The 20,780-nt window shown below is 74.1% G+C and carries 19 protein-coding genes; 14 read left to right on the top strand and 5 right to left on the bottom strand.

The window, feature by feature from the left end; translation table 11 throughout:
- Positions 1–18: 18 nt before the first annotated feature.
- The 4 genes from metK to ABT160_RS28745 form a co-directional block, all read right to left on the bottom strand.
- Positions 19–1,227, bottom strand: coding sequence for a methionine adenosyltransferase (gene metK, locus ABT160_RS28760; RefSeq protein ID WP_351650770.1), 1,209 nt, complete (start codon positions 1,225–1,227; stop codon positions 19–21).
- Between the two features lie 60 nt (positions 1,228–1,287).
- Positions 1,288–3,336 (bottom strand): condensation domain-containing protein, encoded by a 2,049-nt coding sequence (locus ABT160_RS28755; RefSeq protein ID WP_351650769.1) that lies wholly within the window; start codon positions 3,334–3,336, stop codon positions 1,288–1,290.
- A gap of 249 nt (positions 3,337–3,585) precedes the next feature.
- Positions 3,586–4,227 carry a response regulator transcription factor gene (locus ABT160_RS28750; RefSeq protein ID WP_351650768.1) on the bottom strand — a complete coding sequence of 214 codons (642 nt, stop codon included), beginning with the start codon at positions 4,225–4,227 and terminating at the stop codon, positions 3,586–3,588.
- Between the two features lie 118 nt (positions 4,228–4,345).
- The gene (locus ABT160_RS28745; protein ID WP_351650766.1) at positions 4,346–4,723 is read right to left on the bottom strand and encodes an ArsR/SmtB family transcription factor; all 378 of its coding nucleotides are present in this window, start codon (positions 4,721–4,723) and stop codon (positions 4,346–4,348) included.
- 120 nt (positions 4,724–4,843) lie between these two features.
- Between ABT160_RS28745 and ABT160_RS28740 the strand changes: the two genes are divergently transcribed.
- Positions 4,844–6,106, top strand: a complete 1,263-nt coding sequence (locus ABT160_RS28740; RefSeq protein WP_351650765.1) for an MFS transporter — start codon at positions 4,844–4,846, stop codon at positions 6,104–6,106.
- 27 nt (positions 6,107–6,133) lie between these two features.
- Here ABT160_RS28740 and ABT160_RS28735 read toward each other — a convergent pair whose 3' ends face one another.
- Complete coding sequence (locus ABT160_RS28735; protein ID WP_351650764.1) at positions 6,134–6,781, bottom strand: ScbR family autoregulator-binding transcription factor; 648 nt, start codon at positions 6,779–6,781, stop codon at positions 6,134–6,136.
- Positions 6,782–6,946: 165 nt separating this feature from the next.
- Here ABT160_RS28735 and ABT160_RS28730 point away from each other — a divergent pair, with 165 nt between their 5' ends.
- The 13 genes from ABT160_RS28730 (at position 6,947) to ABT160_RS28670 (ending at position 20,689) form a co-directional block, all read left to right on the top strand.
- The gene (locus ABT160_RS28730; protein WP_351650824.1) at positions 6,947–7,930 is read left to right on the top strand and encodes a ScbA/BarX family gamma-butyrolactone biosynthesis protein; all 984 of its coding nucleotides are present in this window, start codon (positions 6,947–6,949) and stop codon (positions 7,928–7,930) included.
- On the top strand, positions 7,924–9,072 hold the full coding sequence (locus ABT160_RS28725; RefSeq protein WP_351650763.1) for an acyl-CoA dehydrogenase family protein: 1,149 nt from the start codon (positions 7,924–7,926) through the stop codon (positions 9,070–9,072). Before ABT160_RS28730 ends, ABT160_RS28725 begins: the two co-directional genes overlap by 7 nt.
- Positions 9,069–9,788 (top strand): HAD family hydrolase, encoded by a 720-nt coding sequence (locus tag ABT160_RS28720; protein WP_351650762.1) that lies wholly within the window; start codon positions 9,069–9,071, stop codon positions 9,786–9,788. The genes ABT160_RS28725 and ABT160_RS28720 overlap by 4 nt, the downstream gene beginning before the upstream one ends.
- 81 nt (positions 9,789–9,869) lie before the next feature.
- Positions 9,870–10,496, top strand: a complete 627-nt coding sequence (locus ABT160_RS28715; protein WP_351650761.1) for a TetR family transcriptional regulator — start codon at positions 9,870–9,872, stop codon at positions 10,494–10,496.
- Positions 10,497–10,659: 163 nt separating this feature from the next.
- On the top strand, positions 10,660–11,697 hold the full coding sequence (locus ABT160_RS28710) for a LysR family transcriptional regulator (RefSeq protein WP_351650760.1): 1,038 nt from the start codon (positions 10,660–10,662) through the stop codon (positions 11,695–11,697).
- Positions 11,698–12,048: 351 nt separating this feature from the next.
- Positions 12,049–13,038, top strand: coding sequence for an NAD(P)H-dependent flavin oxidoreductase (locus ABT160_RS28705; protein ID WP_351650759.1), 990 nt, complete (start codon positions 12,049–12,051; stop codon positions 13,036–13,038).
- A 54-nt stretch (positions 13,039–13,092) separates the two neighbouring features.
- Entirely contained in the window at positions 13,093–13,683 is a 591-nt protein-coding gene (locus tag ABT160_RS28700) for a YciI family protein (RefSeq protein WP_351650758.1), read from the top strand.
- A gap of 69 nt (positions 13,684–13,752) precedes the next feature.
- On the top strand, positions 13,753–15,180 hold the full coding sequence (locus tag ABT160_RS28695; protein ID WP_351650757.1) for an FAD-binding protein: 1,428 nt from the start codon (positions 13,753–13,755) through the stop codon (positions 15,178–15,180).
- A 63-nt stretch (positions 15,181–15,243) separates the two neighbouring features.
- A complete protein-coding gene (locus ABT160_RS28690; protein WP_351650756.1) occupies positions 15,244–16,179 on the top strand; it encodes a hydroxymethylglutaryl-CoA lyase-like TIM-barrel protein in 936 nt (311 codons plus the stop codon).
- Complete coding sequence (locus tag ABT160_RS28685; RefSeq protein ID WP_351650755.1) at positions 16,176–16,955, top strand: alpha/beta fold hydrolase; 780 nt, start codon at positions 16,176–16,178, stop codon at positions 16,953–16,955. Before ABT160_RS28690 ends, ABT160_RS28685 begins: the two co-directional genes overlap by 4 nt.
- Complete coding sequence (locus ABT160_RS28680) at positions 16,952–18,748, top strand: isocitrate/isopropylmalate family dehydrogenase (RefSeq protein WP_351650754.1); 1,797 nt, start codon at positions 16,952–16,954, stop codon at positions 18,746–18,748. The genes ABT160_RS28685 and ABT160_RS28680 overlap by 4 nt, the downstream gene beginning before the upstream one ends.
- Complete coding sequence (locus ABT160_RS28675; protein WP_351650753.1) at positions 18,741–19,601, top strand: DUF6282 family protein; 861 nt, start codon at positions 18,741–18,743, stop codon at positions 19,599–19,601. Before ABT160_RS28680 ends, ABT160_RS28675 begins: the two co-directional genes overlap by 8 nt.
- Before the next feature lie 53 nt (positions 19,602–19,654).
- Complete coding sequence (locus ABT160_RS28670) at positions 19,655–20,689, top strand: MBL fold metallo-hydrolase (protein ID WP_351650752.1); 1,035 nt, start codon at positions 19,655–19,657, stop codon at positions 20,687–20,689.
- Positions 20,690–20,780: the final 91 nt, after the last annotated feature.

Genomic DNA, 20,780 nt, shown 5'->3' with positions numbered 1-20,780 from the left:
TACGAGTACGCCGACCGGTCAGACGCCGGCAGCGGCCTTGAGCTGCTGGGCGCGGTCGGTCCGCTCCCAGGTGAAGTCGGGCAGTTCGCGGCCGAAGTGGCCGTAGGCGGCGGTCTGCGCGTAGATGGGCCGCAGCAGGTCGAGGTCGCGGATGATGGCGGCCGGGCGCAGGTCGAAGACCTCGGAGATGGCCTTCTCGATGCGGTCCTGGGCGATGGCGCCGGTGCCGAAGGTCTCGACGAACAGGCCGACGGGCTCGGCCTTGCCGATCGCGTAGGCGACCTGGACCTCGCAGCGCTCGGCGAGCCCGGCGGCGACCACGTTCTTGGCGACCCAGCGCATGGCGTACGCGGCCGAACGGTCCACCTTGGACGGGTCCTTGCCGGAGAAGGCGCCGCCGCCGTGGCGGGCCATGCCGCCGTAGGTGTCGATGATGATCTTGCGGCCGGTCAGTCCGGCGTCGCCCATCGGGCCGCCGATCTCGAAGCGGCCGGTCGGGTTGACCAGCAGACGGTAGCCGTCGGTCTCCAGGTTGATGCCGTCCTCGGCGAGCTGCTTCAGGACGTGCTCGACGACCTGCTGGCGGATGTCCGGCACCAGCAGCGAGTCCAGGTCGATGTCGGCGGCGTGCTGCGAGGAGACGACCACGGTGTCCAGGCGGACCGGGCGGCTGCCCTGGTACTCGATGGTGACCTGGGTCTTGCCGTCGGGGCGCAGGTAGGGGACGGTGCCGTCCTTGCGGACCTCGGTGAGGCGGCGGGACAGCCGGTGGGCCAGCTCGATGGGCAGCGGCATCAGGGTGGGCGTCTCGTTGGTGGCGTACCCGAACATCAGGCCCTGGTCGCCCGCGCCCTGCTTGTCGAGCTCGTCGTCATCGCCCTCGACACGGTTCTCGTACGCGGTGTCGACGCCCTGGGCGATGTCCGGCGACTGCGCGCCGATGGAGACGGAGACGCCGCAGGACGCGCCGTCGAACCCCTTGGTGGAGGAGTCGTAGCCGATGGCGAGGATGGTGTCGCGCACCAGCTGCGCGATCGGGGCGTACGCGGCGGTGGTGACCTCGCCCGCGATGTGGACCTGGCCGGTGGTGATCAGCGTCTCCACGGCCACGCGCGAGGTGGGGTCCTCGCTCAGCAGCGCGTCGAGGATGGTGTCACTGATCTGGTCGGCGATCTTGTCGGGGTGGCCCTCGGTGACGGACTCCGAAGTGAACAGGCGACGGGACATGACTCTCCAGTGGTGTGGGTGCGCGGGAAGGTCGGGTGGCCGGGCGGGACGCCCGACGGGTCAGCCGGCGCGCTCGGCGGCGGCTTCGAGCATCCGGGCGAGGTCGGCCGCGGCCGTGCCGGTGCCCGTGAGCACGATCAGCGGGGGTCGTCCGCCGTGCGCGGCGACCAGCCTCGCGGTCTCGTACGCGGCGACGCCGCCGCCGGAGAGCGCGCCGAGCACCAGCGGTCCGCCGGTGCCGGCCAGCGCCCGCAGCACGGCCGCGCCCACGGGGGCCCCGTCGGCGGCCGGGCGCAGCAGCGCCAGCGCCTCGGGCCCCGGGTAGCCGTGCACCAGGGTCGCGTAGAACTCGGGGGGCGTCCCGGGCGCGTGGACGAGGCAGACGGTGCCCGCGCCGGGGCGGGCGGCGGGGCGCAGCACGGACAGCCGCGGCTCCTCCGCCGGGGCCGTGCGGGCGGGTCCGGTGGGCGCGGGGGTGCGCACGCACACCCGGTCCGGGGAGGTGCGGACCGCGCCGAGCAGGTCGAGGGCCTCGCCCACGGTGGTGGAGTCGCCCGCCAGATACGGGAGTTCGCGCAGCAGCAGGGCGCACGGCGCCAGGACGTCGGAGCCGTCGGCGAGGTGGGCCCGGTCGTGCGAGAGGGTCAGCACCAGCCGGCCCTCGTCGTCGTGGTGGGCGACCAGGCCGACGGGGAACGCGGTGCGGGCCCCCAGGGTCTCGGCGGCTTCCGCCCTGACGCCGTGCGCGGCCAGCGCGGGGCGCAGGCGCGCGTCGGCGGGCAGGCGGTGCTCGAAGGCGACCACGCTCCGGCCGGGGCCCACCCGCCCGCCGGTCCACTCCTGGATCTGCCCGGCCGTGACCCACTCGTACGCCGAGGCGTCCACCGCGTGCTCGCGCAGGACGGCGAGCAGTTCGGGCAGGGGGGTGTCGGGGGCGATCTCGACGGTGACGGGCTGCGGGTTGCGCAGCGGCGCGGGCAGCCGCTCGACGCCGTCGAAGAGGACGCCGCGCCCGGAGACGGCGGCGCTGAACCGCACGGCGCCGGGTCCTCGGGTGCCCTGGGCGTGGTGCAGCAGCAGGGCCCAGACGGCCTGGAGCACTCCGCTCTCGGTGCTGCCCCAGCGGGCGGCCCAGGCGGCGAGCCGGGCGGTCTGCTCGACGGTGAGCCGCAGGCGCATGTGCCCGGTGCCGTGCGAGGTCGCGGCGGGAGCGTCCGGCGCACTCGCGCGCCCGAACTCCTCCGCTGCATAAGGGAGTTCGGGCAGGGAACTCCAGAAGTCCCGGGCGCCAGAGGTGTCCTGCTGGTGCAGCCAGCGCCGGTAGTCGGCCAGGTCGGGGCGGCGCTCGCCACCGGGCAGCAGGCCCTCGGCGAGGTAGGCGTGCCAGAACTCGCGCAGCAGCAGCCGGACGCTGTGGCCGTCGAGCAGGGCGTGGTGGTGGGTCAGCAGCACCTTCGTCACCGGTCCGGTGCCGGGCGCGGAGGCGCCGCCGCCCAGGACGGTGACGCGCAGCGGGCCGGTGCGGCGCGGGTCGAGGCCGCGGCGCCGGTCGGCCTCGACGAGGGCGTACCAGTCGACGCTGCCGTGCGGCAGGCGCACCACGTCGGCGGTGGCGTGCTCGTGCAGGACGACGCGCGGCTCGGGGCCGTCCTCGAAGCGGGCGCGCAGCACGCTCTCGCGGTCGTGGACGGACTGCCAGGCGGCGGTGAAGCGCTCGGGGTCGAGCGGCCCGTGCCAGCCGAAGGCCAGCTGCTCGACGTGCCGGCCGGGGCCCGCGGTCGCCAGCAACTCGCCCTGGAGCGGCGTGGGTTCGAGGAAGCGTACGGGCGGACCCGCGGGCTCCTCGTGGGTGAGCAGGTCGGCGAGCAACCCGGCGGGGAAGTCCTCGCCGCCGCCGGCGCCGGTGGTCAGCCGCAGCGTGTGGTGGCCGGGGCCGTGGTGCTGGAGCCTGGGGTGCCAGGCCGGTGCGTGCGGGTAGCGGGCGGCGATCCGGTCGAGGGCGGCCTCCAGGCGGAGGGTGTCGAGCGGGCCGCGCAGCTCCAGGGCCGGTGGGCCGTCGGCACCCGGTGCCCCCAGGTCGACGACCACGGTCATCGGCTCGGGTGGCACGGGTGAGGAGTCCTTGGCGGTCATCGTGTGTCGGGGCGCGCACGTCCGCGTGGGCAGTGGGCCGGCGCGTACGGGTGTCGTGCGCGGCCTCCGCGTGCGGATGCGGAGATACCCCTGCCTCCCCTCTCCTCTTCTGCGAGCGCGGAACGAGTATGCGGAGGACCGCCCATACGGGGCTGATACGGCGCTGACACGGGCCTAGGTCGTGTCTTCAAGGTCCCTGGGTCGTCCACCCGGCCCGTGCGGCGGTCACCGCGGGGCGCGCAGTCCGGTCTCGAAGGCGTAGATCGCCGCGTGGACCCGGTTGCGCAGGCGCAGCTTCGCGAGCAGGTTCTGCACGTGCGTCTTGACGGTGTGCTCGGAGAGCGTGAGGGCGAGCGCGATCTCCGTGTTGGACAGGCCGTGCGCGAGCAGGGCGAGCACTTCGCGCTCCCGCTCGGTGAGCTGGTCCGGGCCGACCTCGGACAGGGCCGGGGCAGGGGCGGCGGGTCCCGGCGCCTCGTCGTGGGTGACGCGGTACCCGGCGGCGGCCAGCACGACGGCCGCGGCGAGCTGGGCGGGCGTCGCGGTGGCGGGCAGCTGACCCCGGCCCCCGATGGTGAGCACCCGGCAGTCCGGGGCGCCCGGCCCGGGCGCGGCCCCGTCGTGGGCCACGACCACGTCGGGGGCGAGTCCGGCGAGCTCGGCGGTGGCCCCGGGCCCGGGCGCGCCGTCGCCGACGACCTGCGCGGCGGGCTGCCCTGCGAGCAGCGCCCTGATGCCGCCGCGCGCCAGGGCGTCGGCCCCGAGCACGTACACGCGCACGGCGGCCCCGGCCGAGCCGCCACCCGGCAGGAGCAGCAGGGGCGCACGGCGGACCGGGGCCGGGAAGGTGGTCTCCGGCTCTCCCACGACGGCCTCCTCGTCCTCGCGTACGAACCGTCAGGGGCAGGGTAGGTTCCCGCGCCCCCGGGGGTCCGGTTCCTGTAGCGGAGCTGGACGGGGGGTCGAGCGGTGCCGGGGTGGTGGGTCAGCCCCGGGGCGCCCAGTTCGCCACCAGGGCGAGCAGCCCGGGGAAGCGCGCTTCGAGGTCGGCGACGCGGACGTGGCTGCGGCGCTCCAGGCCGTACTGGCGCTGGCGGGTGACGCCCGCCTCGCGCAGCGCCTTGAAGTGGTGGGTGAGCGTGGACTTGGGGCGGTCGAGGCCCAGCCAGCCGCAGCTGTGGTCGAAGTCCTCGGACTCCAGGAGCAGTTTGCGCACGATCGTCAGGCGCAGCGGGTCGCTGAGCGCGCCGAGCACGGTTTCCAGGCGCAGTTCGTCGCGCGCGGGCTCCGGCAGCGGGTCGGGCAGCCCGGGGGGCTCGGTGGGCACCCGGAAGGCGGGTGCGGCGGCCGCGGTCGCGGACATAGGCGACTCCTTATAACGCGATTCCTATGTACGACTCTGATCGTACTGCATGCTAAGTTCGACTCGACTCGTACTGCCGGGGCGCCGAGGTGCCGGCAGGCAAGATCGAGAGGAGCAGTCATGTCCGAGACCCGGACCTCAACCGTCCAGGCCGTCGACGAAAGGACACCCACCGGCGCCGAGAAGCCGGACCACCGCGCCGTCGCACCCCTGTGGTGGATCTGGCTGGCGGCGTGGCCCGTCACCGCGGTCTTCGTGCTCTCGAACGCGGCGACACCCCTGTACGTCCTGTGGCAGCGCGACATCGGCTTCTCCAAGGGCATGCTCACCGTGGTGTTCGCGTTCTACATCGTCGGCCTGATCGGCTCGCTCCTGGTCTCCGGCGTGGTCTCCGATCGCGTCGGCCGCAAGCCGGTCCTGCTGCCCGCCCTGGCCCTCGCGCTGGCCGCCTGCCTGATCTTCGCCACGGCCACCGGCGTGGTCGCGCTGATCGTGGCGCGGCTCTTCACCGGCATCGCGGTCGGCGCCGTCGTCTCCGCCGGGATGGCCGCGGTGACCGACGTCGCGGGCCCCGAGCGCAAGCGGATCGCCGCCCTGCTCGCCTCCTGCGCCATGGTGTTCGGAGCCGGCCTCGGCCCGCTCCTGGCCGGGGTGCTCTCCGAGACGGCGCCCGCGCCGACCGTCACCGTCTTCGCCGTCGAGGCCGTACTCCTGGTCACCGCGCTGGTCGTCGTGCTGCGCATGCCGGTCCGCCGCCCCCAGGTGCGCGCCGAGGGCGCCTGGGTCCGGGTGCCCGGGGTCCCGCGCGGCAACGGGCGTCAGCTCCTGCTGGGCGTCGCGGTGTTCGCGCCCGGCATCACCGCCACGTCCTTCGTGCTCTCGCTCGGCCCGTCCCTGCTCTCCGGCCTGCTCGGCACCACCAGCCGCATCGTCGCCGGGGCCATGGCCTTCGTGATGTTCCTGGCCGCCACCGGCGTCCAGTTCGCCGTGCAGCGGCTGCGCCGCAGGACCATCCTCACGGCCGGCGCGATCAGCACCACGCTGAGCATGGTCACCCTGATCGTCGCCGTGCACACCTCGGCGGTGGCCGTCCTCATCCTGTCCGCCCTGCTGGCCGGCGCGGGCCAGGGCATGGGACAGCTCGGCGGCCTGTCGCTGCTCAACTCCAGCGTCCCGCCGCAGCGCCTCGCCGAGGCCAACGCCGCGCTCAACGTGGGCGGTTACGTCCCGGCCGGCATCCTGCCCGTGTCGGCCGGCTACCTGAGCGACGCGGTCGGCCTGACCAGCGGCGCCACTACCTTCGGTGTCGTCCTGATGGCGCTCGCCGTCATCGGCGGCCTGGTCGTCCTCTCGACCCGGCGCCAGGTGACGGACCCGGCCTGAGGAGCGGGCCGGGTCGGCCGGGAGCCGTCAGGCGGCCCGGATCGCGCGGAACAGCAGGTCGCCCAGGTCCCCCCAGCGCGGCACCACGTCCGCACGACCACTGAGGACGTCGGAGACGTGCTGGGAACCGAAGAACGCCGAGACCAGGGCGTGCGCGGTACGGGCCGGGTCGACACCGGGACGCAGTTCGCCGTCCTGGCGGGCGGCGTTCAGCAGCGACTCGATGAGGGCGATCCAGTCGACGTAGGGGGTGGGCAGCTCGGCGTCGATGTGCGGGCGCTCGATCTGGAGCCGGGCGCCGGCCTGGACGATGACGTCGTTCTGGAAGGCGTCGGCCGCCCGCTCCAGCAGCCGGGCCGCCGTCTCCAGGGCGCCGAGCTGCTCCGACGTGACCTCGTCGAGCAGTTTCGGCCAGCGTGCGTAGTGCTCGCGCACGACGGCGACGGCCAGGTCCTCCTTGGTCGGGTAGTGGAAGTACACGGCCCCCTTGGTCATCTCGACCCGGTCGGCCACGTCCTTGACCGAGGTGTGGCGGAACCCCCGCTCGGTGAAGAGCTCGGCGGCCCCGGCCAGAACCCGTAGACGGGTCCTGGCCGAACGCTCCTGCTTGGGGTCCGGGCCCTGCTTGGCCGGGATTGCTCTGGTGGTGAACGTGGCCGCCTGCGGCTCTGACATGGGCACTCTCCGTTGTGCGATCGCGCGGAGCAGCGACGTGGCTGAAAATGATCCTTCAAATATACCTTCCCGAAGGTATATTTCTGCGTGTCGTCACGTGCTGCGTCGGGACCATACCGGCGTATTGCCGCTACGTCGACGGGGGAGGATCAACTCGTGCGTGCCATGTCTGGACCGGAGATACGTACCGGACGGCCTGGACCTGATCGACCACGGACACGGCTGGACTTCGACAGATGCGTTCCGGCCACGTCCGTCCACAAGACGTCCGATGCGGAGGTCCTGCTGACCGACGCGGAGCGGCTCGGCGACGAGCGCTTCGCGGTCGCGGCGCTGTGGAGCCGCGACCACTACCTCGCCCACCACGGCCATCGCGCCGCGGACCCGGTCCTGCTCGCGGAAACCGCGCGGCAGGCCGCCATCCACTTGTCCCACCGCTTCCTCGACGTCCCGCACGGCCTGCCGTTCGTGCTCAGCGAGATCGGCGTCGACCTGTGCGAAGAGCTCCCGCAGGTGGGCCCGGAACCGCTGCGCGTCGAACTCGACGTCCACTGCCGCCCGCCGGCCGCGGGCAGCCGCAGGCTGCGCCTCGCGCTCGACGCCGAAGTCCTGGTGGGGCAGCGTTCCTTCGGACGGGCCCGGGTGTGCTGGGAACCCATGGAAGCCCGGCGCTACGCGCTGGTGCGCCGGCGCGGGGGCGACGGGGCCCCGCGGGCCCTGCCCGTCGGCGAACCGCGCTCCGTCGCCCTCGCGCCGGCCGACGTCGGCCAGCTCGCCGAGCGCGACACCCTCATCGCCGGCGATCCGCTGCGCGCGAACAGCTGGTGGCTCAGGCTCGACCGGCGCCACCCGGTGCTGTTCGACCACGAGTCCGACCACGTGCCCGGCATGGCACTCGTCGAAGCGTTCCGGCAGGCCGGTCACGTCACCGCGGGCGGCCGCCCCGGCGAGGGCGACGCGACGCTGCTCGCCGTGGAGTTCACCGCCTTCGGCGAACTCCACCTCCCGGTGTCCATCACCGCACGACCCACCGGCTGCCCCTCGGAGCTGTCGTTCACCGCCCGGCAGGGCGAGCGCGAGATCGCCCGGGCCACGGTCCGCTGCGGCGCGCCGGCCCTGCACTGGACCCAGCTGGGCGCGGCATGCTGACCGCGCGGGAAGACGTCGGCGCACTGCCGTACGGGGTCCGGGACGTGGCGGACGGCCCGGACCGGCTCGGCCCCCTCCTCGACGCCGCGCGGCGGGACGCCCGGGACGCCGAGGACCGGCGCAGGCTCGACGGGCGGGTCGCACGAGCCGTCGTCGAAGCGGGGTTCCCCCGTCATTTCGTACCGACGCGGTGGGGCGGTGCCGCCGGAAGCTTCGCGCGTCTGCTGGCCGACGCCTCGGCCGTGGCCGAGGCGTGCGCCTCCACCGGGTGGTGCGCCGCCCTGTACGCCGCGCACGGGCGGCTGGCCGCCTACCTGCCCGAACAGGGCCAGCGGGACCTGTGGGCAGACGGCCCGGACGTGCGCGTCGCCGCCTCGATCGTCCCCGCCCAGGGCCGCGCGTCCGCCGTGCCCGGGGGCTGGCGGCTCGACGGCGAGTGGCGCACGGCCAGCGGGGTCGACCACGCGGAGTGGGTGCTGCTCGCCTCCTGGACGCCGGGTCCCGAAGGCGTCCGGGAGCACCGGGTGTTCGCCGTGCCGCGCGCGGACGTCGCCGTCCGGGACTCCTGGGACTCCGTCGGGCTGCGGGGCAGCGGCAGCAACAGCGTCGGCGCGGACGGCGTGTTCGCGCCCGCCCACCGCTCGTTCACGCTGGGCACGCTGCTGCGCCCCCGGCCCGACGCGGCCCGCTGCCACCGCGTCCCCTACCCGATGGTCGCCGGGCCGATCTTCGCGGCGCCCGTGCTCGGCGCGGCCCGCGCCGGGCTGCGGGCCTGGAGCGCGGAGCACGCGGCCGGATCACCGGCGCAGCCCGGCCAGGCGCTACTGCTCGCCCGGGCCTCCGCCGGGATCCACGCGGCGGGCCTGCTGCTCGACGGCACCGCCGTCCGCGCGGACCGGGGCGACATCACCCCCCTCGCCGTGGCGGAGAACCGTCGGGACGCGGCGACCGCGGCCGCCATGTGCCGCGAGGCGGTCGACGAGTTGTTCCACGCCTCCGGCATGCGGGGCCAGTCCCCCGGCAGCCCCGTCCAGCGGGCCTGGCGCGACGTCACGACGGCGGCGGGGCACGGCGCCCTGGGGCTCGACGCGGCGGCGACCGCCTACGCGCAGGCGGCGCTGGCGGACGGGGGCGCCCGGTGACGACCGCGTCGCAGCGGGTCCGTCCGCGAGCCGGGCGCGAGGGGGTGGCGGTCGCGTTCTTCGACGTGGACGAGACCGTGATCGCGGGGAAGAGCATGCTCGACTTCTGGGCGTACTGGGAGGCGGAGCACCCGTCCGCGGCCGTCACCGGGCCCCCGCCGGCGTCCGGACCGGCGGCCGCCCCGAACCGCGAGGCCCTGAACCGCTGGTACTACCGGCGCTACGCCGGTGTGCCCCTCGCCGCGCTCGAAGCGGCGGGCAGGAGCTGGTACGAGACGTACCGGCGCGGTGGTACGGCGTTCGTCCTGCCGGTGCTCGACACCCTGGCCGCGCACCGCGCCGAAGGACGGGAGGTCGTCCTGGTCTCCGGCTCGATGCGTCCGCTCCTGGACCCGCTGGCCGCGGAGCTCGGCGTGGCCACCGTGCTCTGCACCGAACTGGTGGTGCGGCCCGACGGCGTGCTGACAGGGGAGGTCCACCGCCCGATGATCGGCGAGGCCAAGGCGGCCGCCGCGACCGGGATCATGCGGGAGCGCGGCGCGCACCCGCCGGACTGCTTCGCCTACGGCGACCACGAGAGCGACCTCGCCCTGTTGCGCGCGGTGGGCAGGCCGGTCGTGGTGGGGTCCTCCGCCGTACTCAACGAGGAGGCACGGCGCCACGGTTGGCCGCTGGTCCCGGCGCACTACGGTCCGCTGGGAACGGAAGTGCCTTGAGAAGCCTGCCCTGTTGGGGTATTTCACGGTCTTCCTCACCAATGGTATTCATATGCTCTCTTTGAAGATGGAGGGCGCGACATGGCACAGCAGGAACGGGCACGGCGCACGAGGCAGAAGGTCCTGACGGCCGCCGCCGAGGTGTTCGCCGCGGAGGGCTACAACCGGGCGACGCTCGGCGCGGTGGCGGAGCGGATCGGCATGACGAAGGGCGCCCTCTACGGGCACTTCCCTTCGAAGCGATCGCTGGCCGGAGCACTGATCAGTGAGTCCCGGCACGCCTGGACGGGGCTGTGCGCGGAGTACGACGCGCCGGGCGCCGGGGCCGGCGCCGTCCTGGAGGGCGTCGTCGTGGACTTCGCCGGCCGCCTCCAGTCCGACGTACGGCTACAGGCGATGGTCCGCCTCGCGTCGGACTGCCCGAACCTGGAACGGGCGCTGTCCGACGTCCTGGTGGAGGTGCAGGGGGTACTGGTGGAACTGATCCGCCGGGCGCAGCGCGAGGGCGGCTTCCCCGCGCACTCGCCACGGCTGGTCGCCGAGCTCCTGATGGCCGTGATGTACGGGCTGCTGTACCGGCCCGTCGGTCCCCGCGAGGAGGAGGGGCCCCGCGGCGAACCACTGTGGCGACTGCTGTTCACGGCGCTGTCGGCCGCTGAACGCCCGGAGTATGAGGGCGGCGGGAACAGTGCCGTTTCAGGCCCGTAAAAAATACCTTCGAGAACGAATTTTTCTGCCAAGCTGCACCTGGGCCCGTTGTGCGCGGGCCCGGGCGGGCGCGGGCCCGGGCGGGCGGGAGCCCGGGCGGGCGGGAGCCCGGGCGGGCGGGAGCCCGGGCGGGGCAGGGGCGACGAGACGCGGGAGGAAACAGATGAGCGTGCTGGACGAATGGTCAGGGCGGCGCGCCACCGGGAGTGCGGACCACAACGGACTCGACGGACAGGCGCCGGACCCCCGGGGCGACGTCGTCCTGCGGGCGGCGTCCGACGCCCGGGACGTCGACGACTTCGACATGCGGCACCTGCGCTATTTCCTGACCGTGGTGCGCGCAGGAACGGTTTCCGCCGCCGCACAGGAATTGCGGATATCGCAGCCGAGCCTCAGCCAGCAAATCAGAAGACTTGAGCAACGCGTCGGCGCCGCATTGTTCATCCGCAGTTCACGGGGAGTCGAACTCACCGTCGGTGGAAAGGCATTCCTCCGAGAAATGCAGGGAATTCCGGGACAGTTGCGCTCCGCCATAGCGGCCGTCGCCCCCGCGCCCCGCATCTGGCCGGTGGGGGTGTGCGGCGGAGTGCCGGCCGACGTCCTGACGGAGGTCCAGAACGGGCTGTCCAACGTACGGGCGCACGACGGCCGCGACGGCGCCGCGAAGCTGCGGATGCGCTCCGTGGGCACCGCGGACCAGGGTGAACTCCTGCGGCACGGCGAGATCGCCTTCGGCATCGTCCGGCTGCCCGTGGTCACGTCCGAACTGGTGCGTGCCGTCGTCTGGGACGAGCCGCTCGGCGTCGTCCTGGCACACGAGCACCCGCTCGCCCACCGCACCGAGCTGACCTGGGAGGACCTCACCCGGCAGCGGTTGCTCTGGTACGAGGACGGGTGCGCCCCGGGGTTCGCCGAGACGGTACCCGCCGACCTGGCCAGGCTCGGCTGGACCTCGGTGCTGCACCCCGTCGACCAGGACCAGCACGCCCTGTTCCTGCACGCGCTGCAGACCACCGCCGACCTCGTCGCGCTCCGCCCCCGGCGCGCCGTGGAGCGCGAGCACCACCTGGTCTGGCGCCCGCTGCCCACCGGTCGGCCGCCCCGCGAGCGCCTCGCCGTGACCGCGGTCCGGGGCAGCCGTGCCGCCCGCCTCCTCCAGCAGGTGTCCGCAGTGCGCGGATGGGCCTTCTCGGCCGAATAACCCTCCGCGCCACCAGCCGGCGTGCGACCCGGGCCCTCCCCCGCCCGGGTCGCACGCCTTTCCTTTTTTCCCGCCCGGGTACGGACGGACGGGGGTATAGGCACACGGCTGTGCACAGGGGTATAGGCGTGCGGCTATGACGGTCACGCCGTTTGCGTCTTGGACGCGGAACGAAACCCTTGGCTAATGTCGTCGACGTCAAGCGGGGCAACACCGGACGGGAATCCGATCCCCGGAAGTACCCCGCTTTCCCAGGCGCGTAATTCAATGCGGAATTCAGCGCGCCACTCCCCCGTCCCGGCCTCCCGGGCCGGGTCATGCAGGGCGAACGATCTGGACCAAGGGAGCATCGTGATCTCGACCAAGCTGACCGAACTGCTGGGCATCGACCACCCGGTCGTCTGCGCCCCGATGGGCGGAGTGTCGGGCGGCCGGCTCACCAGCGCGGTGACCCGGGCGGGCGGCCTCGGCCTCGTGGGCGTCAGCTACGGCGACCCGGCGTTCATCGACGAGCACGTGGGCCGGGCCGCCGAGTCCGGCGGCGTCTGGGGCGTCGGCTGCGTGATGTTCACCTTCGACGAGCGGCCCGGCCTGTGGGACAAGGTGCTCGGCTACGCCCCGCCGGTCATCGCGCTCTCCTTCGGCAACGCGGACCAGGTCCGCAGGTACGTGGCGGCCGCGGCCGACGCCGGGTCCCACGTCGTCGTCCAGGTCCACGACCCCGAGCAGGCGTCCGTCGCGGCGGCGGCCGGGGCCTCCGTACTCGTCGCCCAGGGCGCCGAGGCCGGCGGTCACCACCGGTCCCAGTCCACCCTGCCGCTGATCCCGGCCGTGCTGGAGGCCACCGGCGGCGAGCTGCCGGTCGTCGCCGCCGGCGGGTTCGCGGACGGCCGCGGCCTCGCGGCGGCCCTCGCCCTGGGCGCCGACGGGGTGATGATGGGGACCCGGTTCGCCGCGACCGAGGAGTCGCTGGCCACCGCCGGGTTCAAGTCCCACCTGGTGTCCGGGCGCACCGCGGACACCGTCAACACGCACGCCTTCGACGTCGTGCGCGGCATCGGGTGGCCCGCGGGCCACCCGGCCCGCTCCATCGCCAACGACTTCACCCGCGCCTGGACCGGCAAGGACGCCGAACTCGCCGCACGGCGCGCCACCGTGGAACCCGAGTGGGCCGCCGCGGTCGCCCGCGACGACACCACCCAGCGCGCCATGTTCGCGGGCGAGGTCCTCGACCTGATCCAGGACATCCGGCCCGCCGCCCAGGTCGTCCACGAGGTCGTCGCCGACGCCGAGCGGACGCTCGCCTCGCTCGCCGGCCGCGTCAGCACCCCGGCCGCCTGAACCGGCCGCCCCCGCTTCCCCCTTCCCACCCGCGACACCCTTGCAGAGGACCCGATGATCCACGTACTGACGCTCACCTACCTCACCCCGCGCGAGACCGTCGTGGCGCACATGGCCGAGCACAAGGCATGGCTGCGCGAGCACGGCGACCAGGGCCGCATCCTGCTCAGCGGCCCCCGGCCCGAGGGCGGTGCCGTCATCGTGACCGCCGACCTCGACGAGGCCCAGGTGCGCGAGCTCATCGAGAGCGACCCGTGGCACAAGCTCGGCATCGCCGCCTACGACCAGCTCGCCTTCGAGGGCCGCAACGCCAGCCCCGGCGTGGTCACCGCTGCCGAGCCGGACGACAGCGTGCTGCTCATCAACGTGGCCACCACCGACGACGCGCCCGCCAGCGTGGCCGCGCTGGCCTCCGCCGTCGAGCACGTCTCCGCCACCGCCGAGGGCTTCCGCGGTTCGCGCCTGCTGACGAGCGTCGACGGCGACGCCATCGTCAACCTCGCCGCGTGGTCCGGCCAGGACGCCTTCGACGCGATCTTCCAGGACCCCGAGTTCACCCGTCGCTACGGCGAGTTCGCCAAGACCACGACGGGCGCCAAGTACCGGCTCTACCGCACCAGCCGCGTCATCACCCCCGGGCGCTGAGCCGCCGGCCCCGTCCCTCCCCCACTCCCCTCCGCCCCTGCTTCCGCTTCCGACTCCCGAGGAGAAACCATGTCCGCCACCGACGCGCAGTACGACCTCATCGTCATCGGCTTCGGCGCCGCCGGCCTGTCCGCCGCGCTGACCTACGCCGAGGCGACCGAGGGCCGCGAGACGCCCGCCAGGATCGCCGTACTGGAGCGTGCCACCAAGGAGGACCGCGGCGGCGCGACCCGCTGGACCGGCGCGTTCCTGCGCATCAACCAGGACCGCGAACTGGACACGGACTGGGCCGACCACGTCGGCCGGGTCTCCGGCGGCCTCGCCGACGTCGAGTACTGCCGCACCGTGGAGCGCGAGACGTCCCGGACGCTCGCCTTCGTGGAGAAGCACGGCGTCCAGATCGCCTTCGAGGACTTCCCCCTGCCGCACACCTTCGACGGCGGCACCCCCTCCATGGCCGCCCCGGCCAGCCCCCGCGGCGGCGGCGCCTCGATCGTCGAGCACCTGGGCGCGGCCCTGGAGAACGACCCCCGCGTCGAGATCCGCTACGAGACGGAGGCGCTGCGCCTGTCGACCACCGAGGACGGCGTGGTCGACGGCGTCCTGGTCCGCACCGCGGACGGCCGCACCCAGCGGCTGCACGGCCGCAGCGTCGTCCTGGCCTGCGGCGGCTTCGAGGGCAACACCGAGATGCTCACCCGCTACGTCGGCGACAAGGCCTGCGACCTGCCGCTGATCGCCCCCGGCATCGCCAACAACCGCGGCGACGGGCTGCGCATGGCGCTGGAGCTCGGTGCCGACACCGCGGGCCAGTTCGACGGCATCCACGCCGAGCCCGTCGACACCCGTACGCAGAAGGCCGACGCGGTCCTCTACGGCTTCAGCACGGGCATCTTCGTCAACGGCCGCCTGCAGCGCTTCTTCGACGAGGGCCGGGACACCTGGGACAACACCTTCGAGCACGTCGGCTACGAGATCTGGAAGAACCAGGACCAGGAGGCGTACTGGATCGCCGACGCCAAGACGCTCGCCATCCCCGGCATCCTCAACGCACTGCTCAGCGACGTCCCGCCGGAGCAGGCCGACTCCCTGGAGGAGCTGGCCGGCAAGCTGGGCATCGACGCGGAGGGCCTGGAGAAGACCGTCGCGGAGTTCAACGCGGGCGTCGGACCGGGCGAGTTCGACCCGACCCGCCTGGATGGCAAGTCCACCGTCGGCCTCACCCCGCAGAAGTCCAACTGGGCCGTGCCGCTGGACACCGCGCCGTTCATCGGCGTGCCGCTGACCGCCGCCATCTGCTTCACCTACGGCGGCATCCGCACCGACCTCGACGGCCGTGTCGTGACCCCGTCGGGCACCGCCATTCCCGGTCTCTACGCGGCGGGCGAGGCCACCGGCCTCTTCTACCACGCCTACCCGCCGGCCACGTCCGTGCTGCGCTCCCTGATCTTCGGCCGGCTCGCCGCCCACCACGCCGCCGCGCAGCACTCCGCCTGAGCCCCGGGGCCTGCCGTGTGGACCAGGCCCGAACCGACACCGCACCAGCCACCTGGAGGAACCATGAGCATCGTCAACATCGACGTCACCCTCCGCGACGGCGGATACCGCAACGGCTTCAACTTCCCCCTGGACTACGCGATCAAGCACGCCCGCCTCAGCGTCGAGGCCGGTTTCGACTGGGTCGAGATCGCGTACCGCAAGGGCTCGCTCGTGCCCGTCCCGAACCTCGGCCTCACCGGCCGCGGCGACGACGACTTCATCTCGGCCGTCGCCGACGAGGTCGGCCCGGACAAGGTCGCGCTCATCCTGCACCCGAAGAACATCACCGAGGACGACCTGCCCGCGATGTACGCGGCCGGGGCACGCCTGGTCCGCATCATCCTGCCGTCACAGGGATACGAACGGGGCCTCGAGTACATACGCCAGGCGAAGGAGACCGGCTTCGCCGTCGGCGTCAACTTCGCCCGGATCAGCCAGTGGGAAGGACGCGACGTGGTCACCGCGGCCACCGCCGCCACCGACGCCGGGGCGGAGTTCGTCTACCTGGCCGACTCCAACGGCAGCCTCTCCCCCGTCGACACCGCCGACCTCACCACCCTCACCAAGTCGGTCACCGGCGGCCCGATCGGCCTGCACGCCCACAACAACCTGGGCCTGGCCCTCTCCAACGCGATCAGCGCGGTCGCGGCGGGCGCCACCTGGATGGACTCCTCGGTCCAGGGCATGGGCAAGGGCCCGGGCAACCTCATCGCCGAGCAGTGGCTGGCCCACCTGGACCGCACCGACCCCGAGAGCGCCGCCCGCCTGCACCTGGGCCCGCTCCTGGAGCTGGCGGACCTGCTGCTGGCCACCGTCCCGGAGGGCACCCCCTCCCTGCCGCTGCCGGACCTGGTCCTGGGCCGCTACGACCTGCCGGTCGAGCACCGCAAGGACCTGCTCGGCGGCACCCACCGCGAGGGCATCACCACCGCGCGCACCCTCGCCACCGTCCGGTGACCCACGCCGGATTCGCCGTGCCCGCGGCGGTCTTCACACCCCGGACCGCCGCGGGCACGGCCCGCGCCCACGCCCTGGTCCTCGCGCCCGTCACGCCGCGCTGGGACGAAGGAGCCTTCTTCGCCCCCGTCACCCGGACCCTGACCGACGCCGGATTGCGCGTGACCGTCGTCGACACGCTCTCGGCGTGGGATGAGAGGGTCGACTCGATGGACGCCTTCGTCGCCCGCTGGCGCGCGCTGATCGGCACGTTCGGCCCCGTCGACCTGCTGTGCGGGAACGCCCTCGGCGGCGCGGTCGCCCAGGCCCTGCTGCCCGATGTCCCGCCCACCACGGCAGCCCTGCTGGTCTCGGGCCCGGCCCGGACCGACGCGCTGCTGGAGTCCCGGCTGACGGAGATCGCCGAACTCGCCGCGGACGGAAGCTCGGACCTCGCCCTGGCCCTGCTCGACCGGCGCGTCCGGCCCCAGGGCCACCCGGCGGGCTCCGGCGCCGCCCCGTCCGCGCCGCACGACCCCGAGGCCGGCCGTCGGCTGGCCGCCGGGATGCGGCTGCTGTGCGGCATCGACGTCAGCGCATCCGTACGGGCCCACCCCGGGCCGCTGCTCCAGGTCGTCGGCGGCCACTCCCAGCTCGTCACCGACCGCCACACCGCGGCGGCACCCCACCACGAGGTGCACGTCATCCCGGGGGCCGGCATGCGCCCCCACTTCGAACGCTCCGCGGAAGTGTCCGCCCTCGTCGGGCGGTTCCTGCGGGAGAAGGGACTCTCATGAAGAGCATCGCTGTCCTTCCGGGCGACGGCATCGGCCCGGAGGTCGTCTCCGCCGCCCTGGACGTCGTGGAACGCCTGGCGCTCCCGCTCGACCTGCGCTTCGGCGACATCGGCTGGAAGTACTGGCGCGAGGAGGGCACCGTCGTGCCCGAGCGCACCTGGAAGCTGATCGAGGAGACCGACACCGCCCTCCTCGGCGCCATCACCAGCAAGCCCCTGCGCGAGGCGGAGGCGGAGCTCGCCCCGGCGCTGCGCGGCACGGGCCTGACGTACGTGTCCCCGGTCATCCAGCTCCGCCAGCGGCTGAGCCTGTACGCGAACGTCCGGCCGGTCACCGACCTCGACGGCGAGCGCTTCGACTTCACCGTCATCCGCGAGAACACCGAGGGCCTGTACGCCGGTTACGACTTCCACGGCCCCGACGACGCGCTCTGGGACGTCGTCCGCGACCACCCCAACGCGGCCGCCTCGGGTCCCGCGGGCACCAGCGTCTCGCTGCGGCTCCAGACCGAGTTCGGCATGGACCGCCTGCTGCGCTACGGGTTCGCGTACGCCGAGCGCCACGGCCACCGGCGGCTCACCGTCGTCGACAAGCCCAACGTCCTGCGCCACAGCGGAAACCACCTGCGCGAGCGCCTCGAACTGATCGCCCGGGAGCACCCGGACGTCGAGACCGAGATCCTCAACGTCGACGCGGTCGCCCTGTGGATGGTCCGCCGGCCCGAGCGCTTCGGCGTGCTCGTCGCCGAGAACATGTTCGGCGACATCCTCTCCGACCTCGGAGCCGGTGTCATGGGCGGCCTCGGCCTCGCCACCAGCGGCAACATCGGCGACCACGGCAGCTACTTCGAGCCGGTGCACGGGAGCGCCCCGGGCATGGCGGGCCAGGGCAGGGCCAACCCCATGGCGATGCTGCTCACCGTCGCGCAGATGCTCGACCACCTCGGCATGCCGGTCCCCGGCCAGGAGCTGCGCGCCGCCGTGCGCGAGGTGGTGCGGGCCCGCACCACCGTCACCTACGACCTGGGCGGCACCGCCCGCACGGAGCAGGTGGCCCGGGCGGTCGCCGGACGGCTCGCCGTGCCCGCCACGCGGCCGGGCGGATCCTCCGCCGCCGAGGACGTGGTGGACCGGCTCGCCCGCCTCGACACCGCCTCCGTCTCGGACGCGCTCGACAGCCTCGGCGTCGGCGGCGTCCTCGCCGGGGTCGCCGCGCGCGTCCCGGGGACGCGGGCCGCGGGACGCGCGTTCACCGTCTCGTACCAGCCCGTCGGTGACGTCGCCGGGCAGCCGTTCCGCAACGCGGCCAACTACCTCGACGACGTGCCCGAGGGCGCGTTCGTGGTCGTCGACAACGGCGGCAGCACCGCCTGCACCAACTGGGGCTCGCTGCTCACCGCGCTGGCGCGGCGGCGCGGCGTGCGCGGCACCGCACTGCACGGCTCGGCCCGCGACGTCGCCGAGATCCGCGCCGCCGGGTACCCGTTGTTCAGCACCGGCGTCACCATGGTCAGCGGCAAGAACCGGGTGGAGCTCGCGGCCACCGGCCGGGACGTCGTCGTCGGCGACGTCACCGTACGCCCCGGTGACATCGTCGTGGGCGACGACAACGGCGTCCTGGTGGTCCCCGCCGACCGGGCCGAGGAGGTCGCCGACCGGGCCGAGCGCGTCGAGCGGACCGAGGCCTCCATCGCCGGGGCCGTCGCGGGCGGCCTGCGCCTCGACGAGGCCCGCCGCCGGTACGGCTACGCCAAGCCCTGGGCGGGGACCGACGGCACGGCCGACCGTGCCTGACCTGACGGGCCGCGTGGTGGTGGACCTCCACTACCACGCGGGCCCGGACCTCTACCGGCGGCGCCTGACCTCCGCGGGCGCGGGCCGCGCCTACGCCGAGGCCGGCGGCTGGGTGGTCCTCAAGAGCCACCTCACGTCCACCGCGGCCCGCGCCTGGGAGGCCCGCGAGGAGGGGCTCCCCGTCTCCGGCACGCTCGTCCTCAACGAACTGTCCGGCGGCGTCCACCCCCGCGCCGTCGAGCAGGCCGTCTTCGCCCACGGCGGCGACGCCCCCGCCCGCCTGGTCGTGCACCTGCCCACCCTGGTGGGCCCCGGCCACCCCTCCGCCCTGCGCCGCACCCCCTTCCACCCCCGGCTCGACCCCGACCAGTGGCGCACCGCACCGGTCGCCGGCCCCGACGGCGCGCTGCGCCCCGGAGTGACCGAGGTGCTCCGCGCGGCCCGCGACCTGCCCGTCGTCCTGGCCACCGGGCACAGCGACCGGGAGGCGGCGCTGCGCGTCGTCGACGAGGCCGTCCGGATCGGCGTACCGCGTCTGCTCCTGACCCACGCCACCCACCCCATGTCGGGCTTCACCCCCGCCGACCTGGCGGACCTGGCCCAGGTGCCCGGCCTGTACGTCGAGTTCACCGCGCTGACCCTGCTGCTGGGCCAGGCGGAACCCGGACAACTCGCCGAGGTCGTGCGCGCACACCCACGGGTGGCGTTCAGTTCCGACCTCGGACAGCCCGACCAGCCGGACGTGCGGGAGTGGCTGGACCTGAGCCGGGGCTGGTTCCGTGCCGCGGGCCTCACGAGCGCCGAGGCCGACGCCGTGACCCGGACGAACCCCGCGGCCCTGCTGGCCCCGTGATCCGGCAGCCACCCGGTCCGCCCGGACCGCCTCACCTTCCTAGGGAAACAGCCATGACCGACCGTCCGTCCGGCAGCTCCGGCCCCTCGCGGCGCGGCGTGCTGCGCACCGCGTTCGCCTCCACCGCGGCACTGGCCGTCCCCTTCGCGGGCCCGCTCCCCACCGCCCACGCAGCCCGCCCGCGCACCGGGAGGCTCGCCGACCAGTCGGCGGTGCGCACCCTCACCGTCGGGGACGTCCGGCTGACCTACGTCGTCGACGCGGCCATGGAGCTGGACCGCGCCGGGTTCCTGCCGGCGGTGCCCGCCTCGTACTGGAGGGCCCACCCCGAGGCACTGGCCCTCTCGGGGCGCATCGCCGCCTCGGCGGGCGGCCTCCTCGTGCAGCGGGGACGGCGCCGGCTGTTGATCGACGCGGGCCTCGGCGCCAACGTCCTGGCGCCCTCCCTCGGGGTCTCCCGGGGAGGCGCGCTGCTGCGCACCCTGGGCGCCCTGGGCGTACCGCGCGGGTCCATCGACACGGTGGCCTTCACCCACCTGCACACGGACCACACCGGTCTCGGCTTCCTCACGGGGCACGGCACCCGTCCGCGCAAGGCCTTCCCGGGCGCCGACTACCTGGTGGCGCGCTCGGAGTGGGAGCCCTTCTGGAACCGGGAGGTGGAGGTGGGGGCGCCCTCCTGGGAGGGGTTCATGGTGCCGATGTCCCGTGTGCTGCACCGGTTCGACGACGGTGACGAGATCTGGCCCGGCGTCACCGCGCTGGTCACCCCGGGCCACAGCCCCGGCCACACCACGTACGTGATCACGGCCCGGGGCGGGCGGCGGATCGTGGTGTTCGGCGACGCCTTCCACACCCCGGCCCAGCTCGCCCACCCCGAGTGGCCCTCAGGACCCGACGTGGACGTCGAGGGCGTGCTCAGGGCGCGTACCGCCCTGCTGGGGGTCATGAGGACCCCGCGCACCCACGCCTTCGCCTTCCACTTCGGCGACCAGGCGTTCGGCCGGGTCACGGCAGGGGGCCGCTGGCAGCCGTCCCCGGCCCGCGCCCTGCTGCCACCACCGGTACGGGGGTTCGGCGAGGACTAGGGCGTGTCTGATGGCTCTTGTCCGGAGGGTGGATCTGCTGCTGTTCCGGGCAGGGGCCTGGCATGGTGCGTCGGCATGAACTGAGCAATGC

Source organism: Streptomyces sp. NPDC001941, assembly GCF_040296945.1.
Classification (GTDB): Bacteria; Actinomycetota; Actinomycetes; order Streptomycetales; family Streptomycetaceae; genus Streptomyces.
Note: the sequence above shows the minus strand (reverse complement) of the source record. Positions and strands in the feature narration are given on the sequence as shown.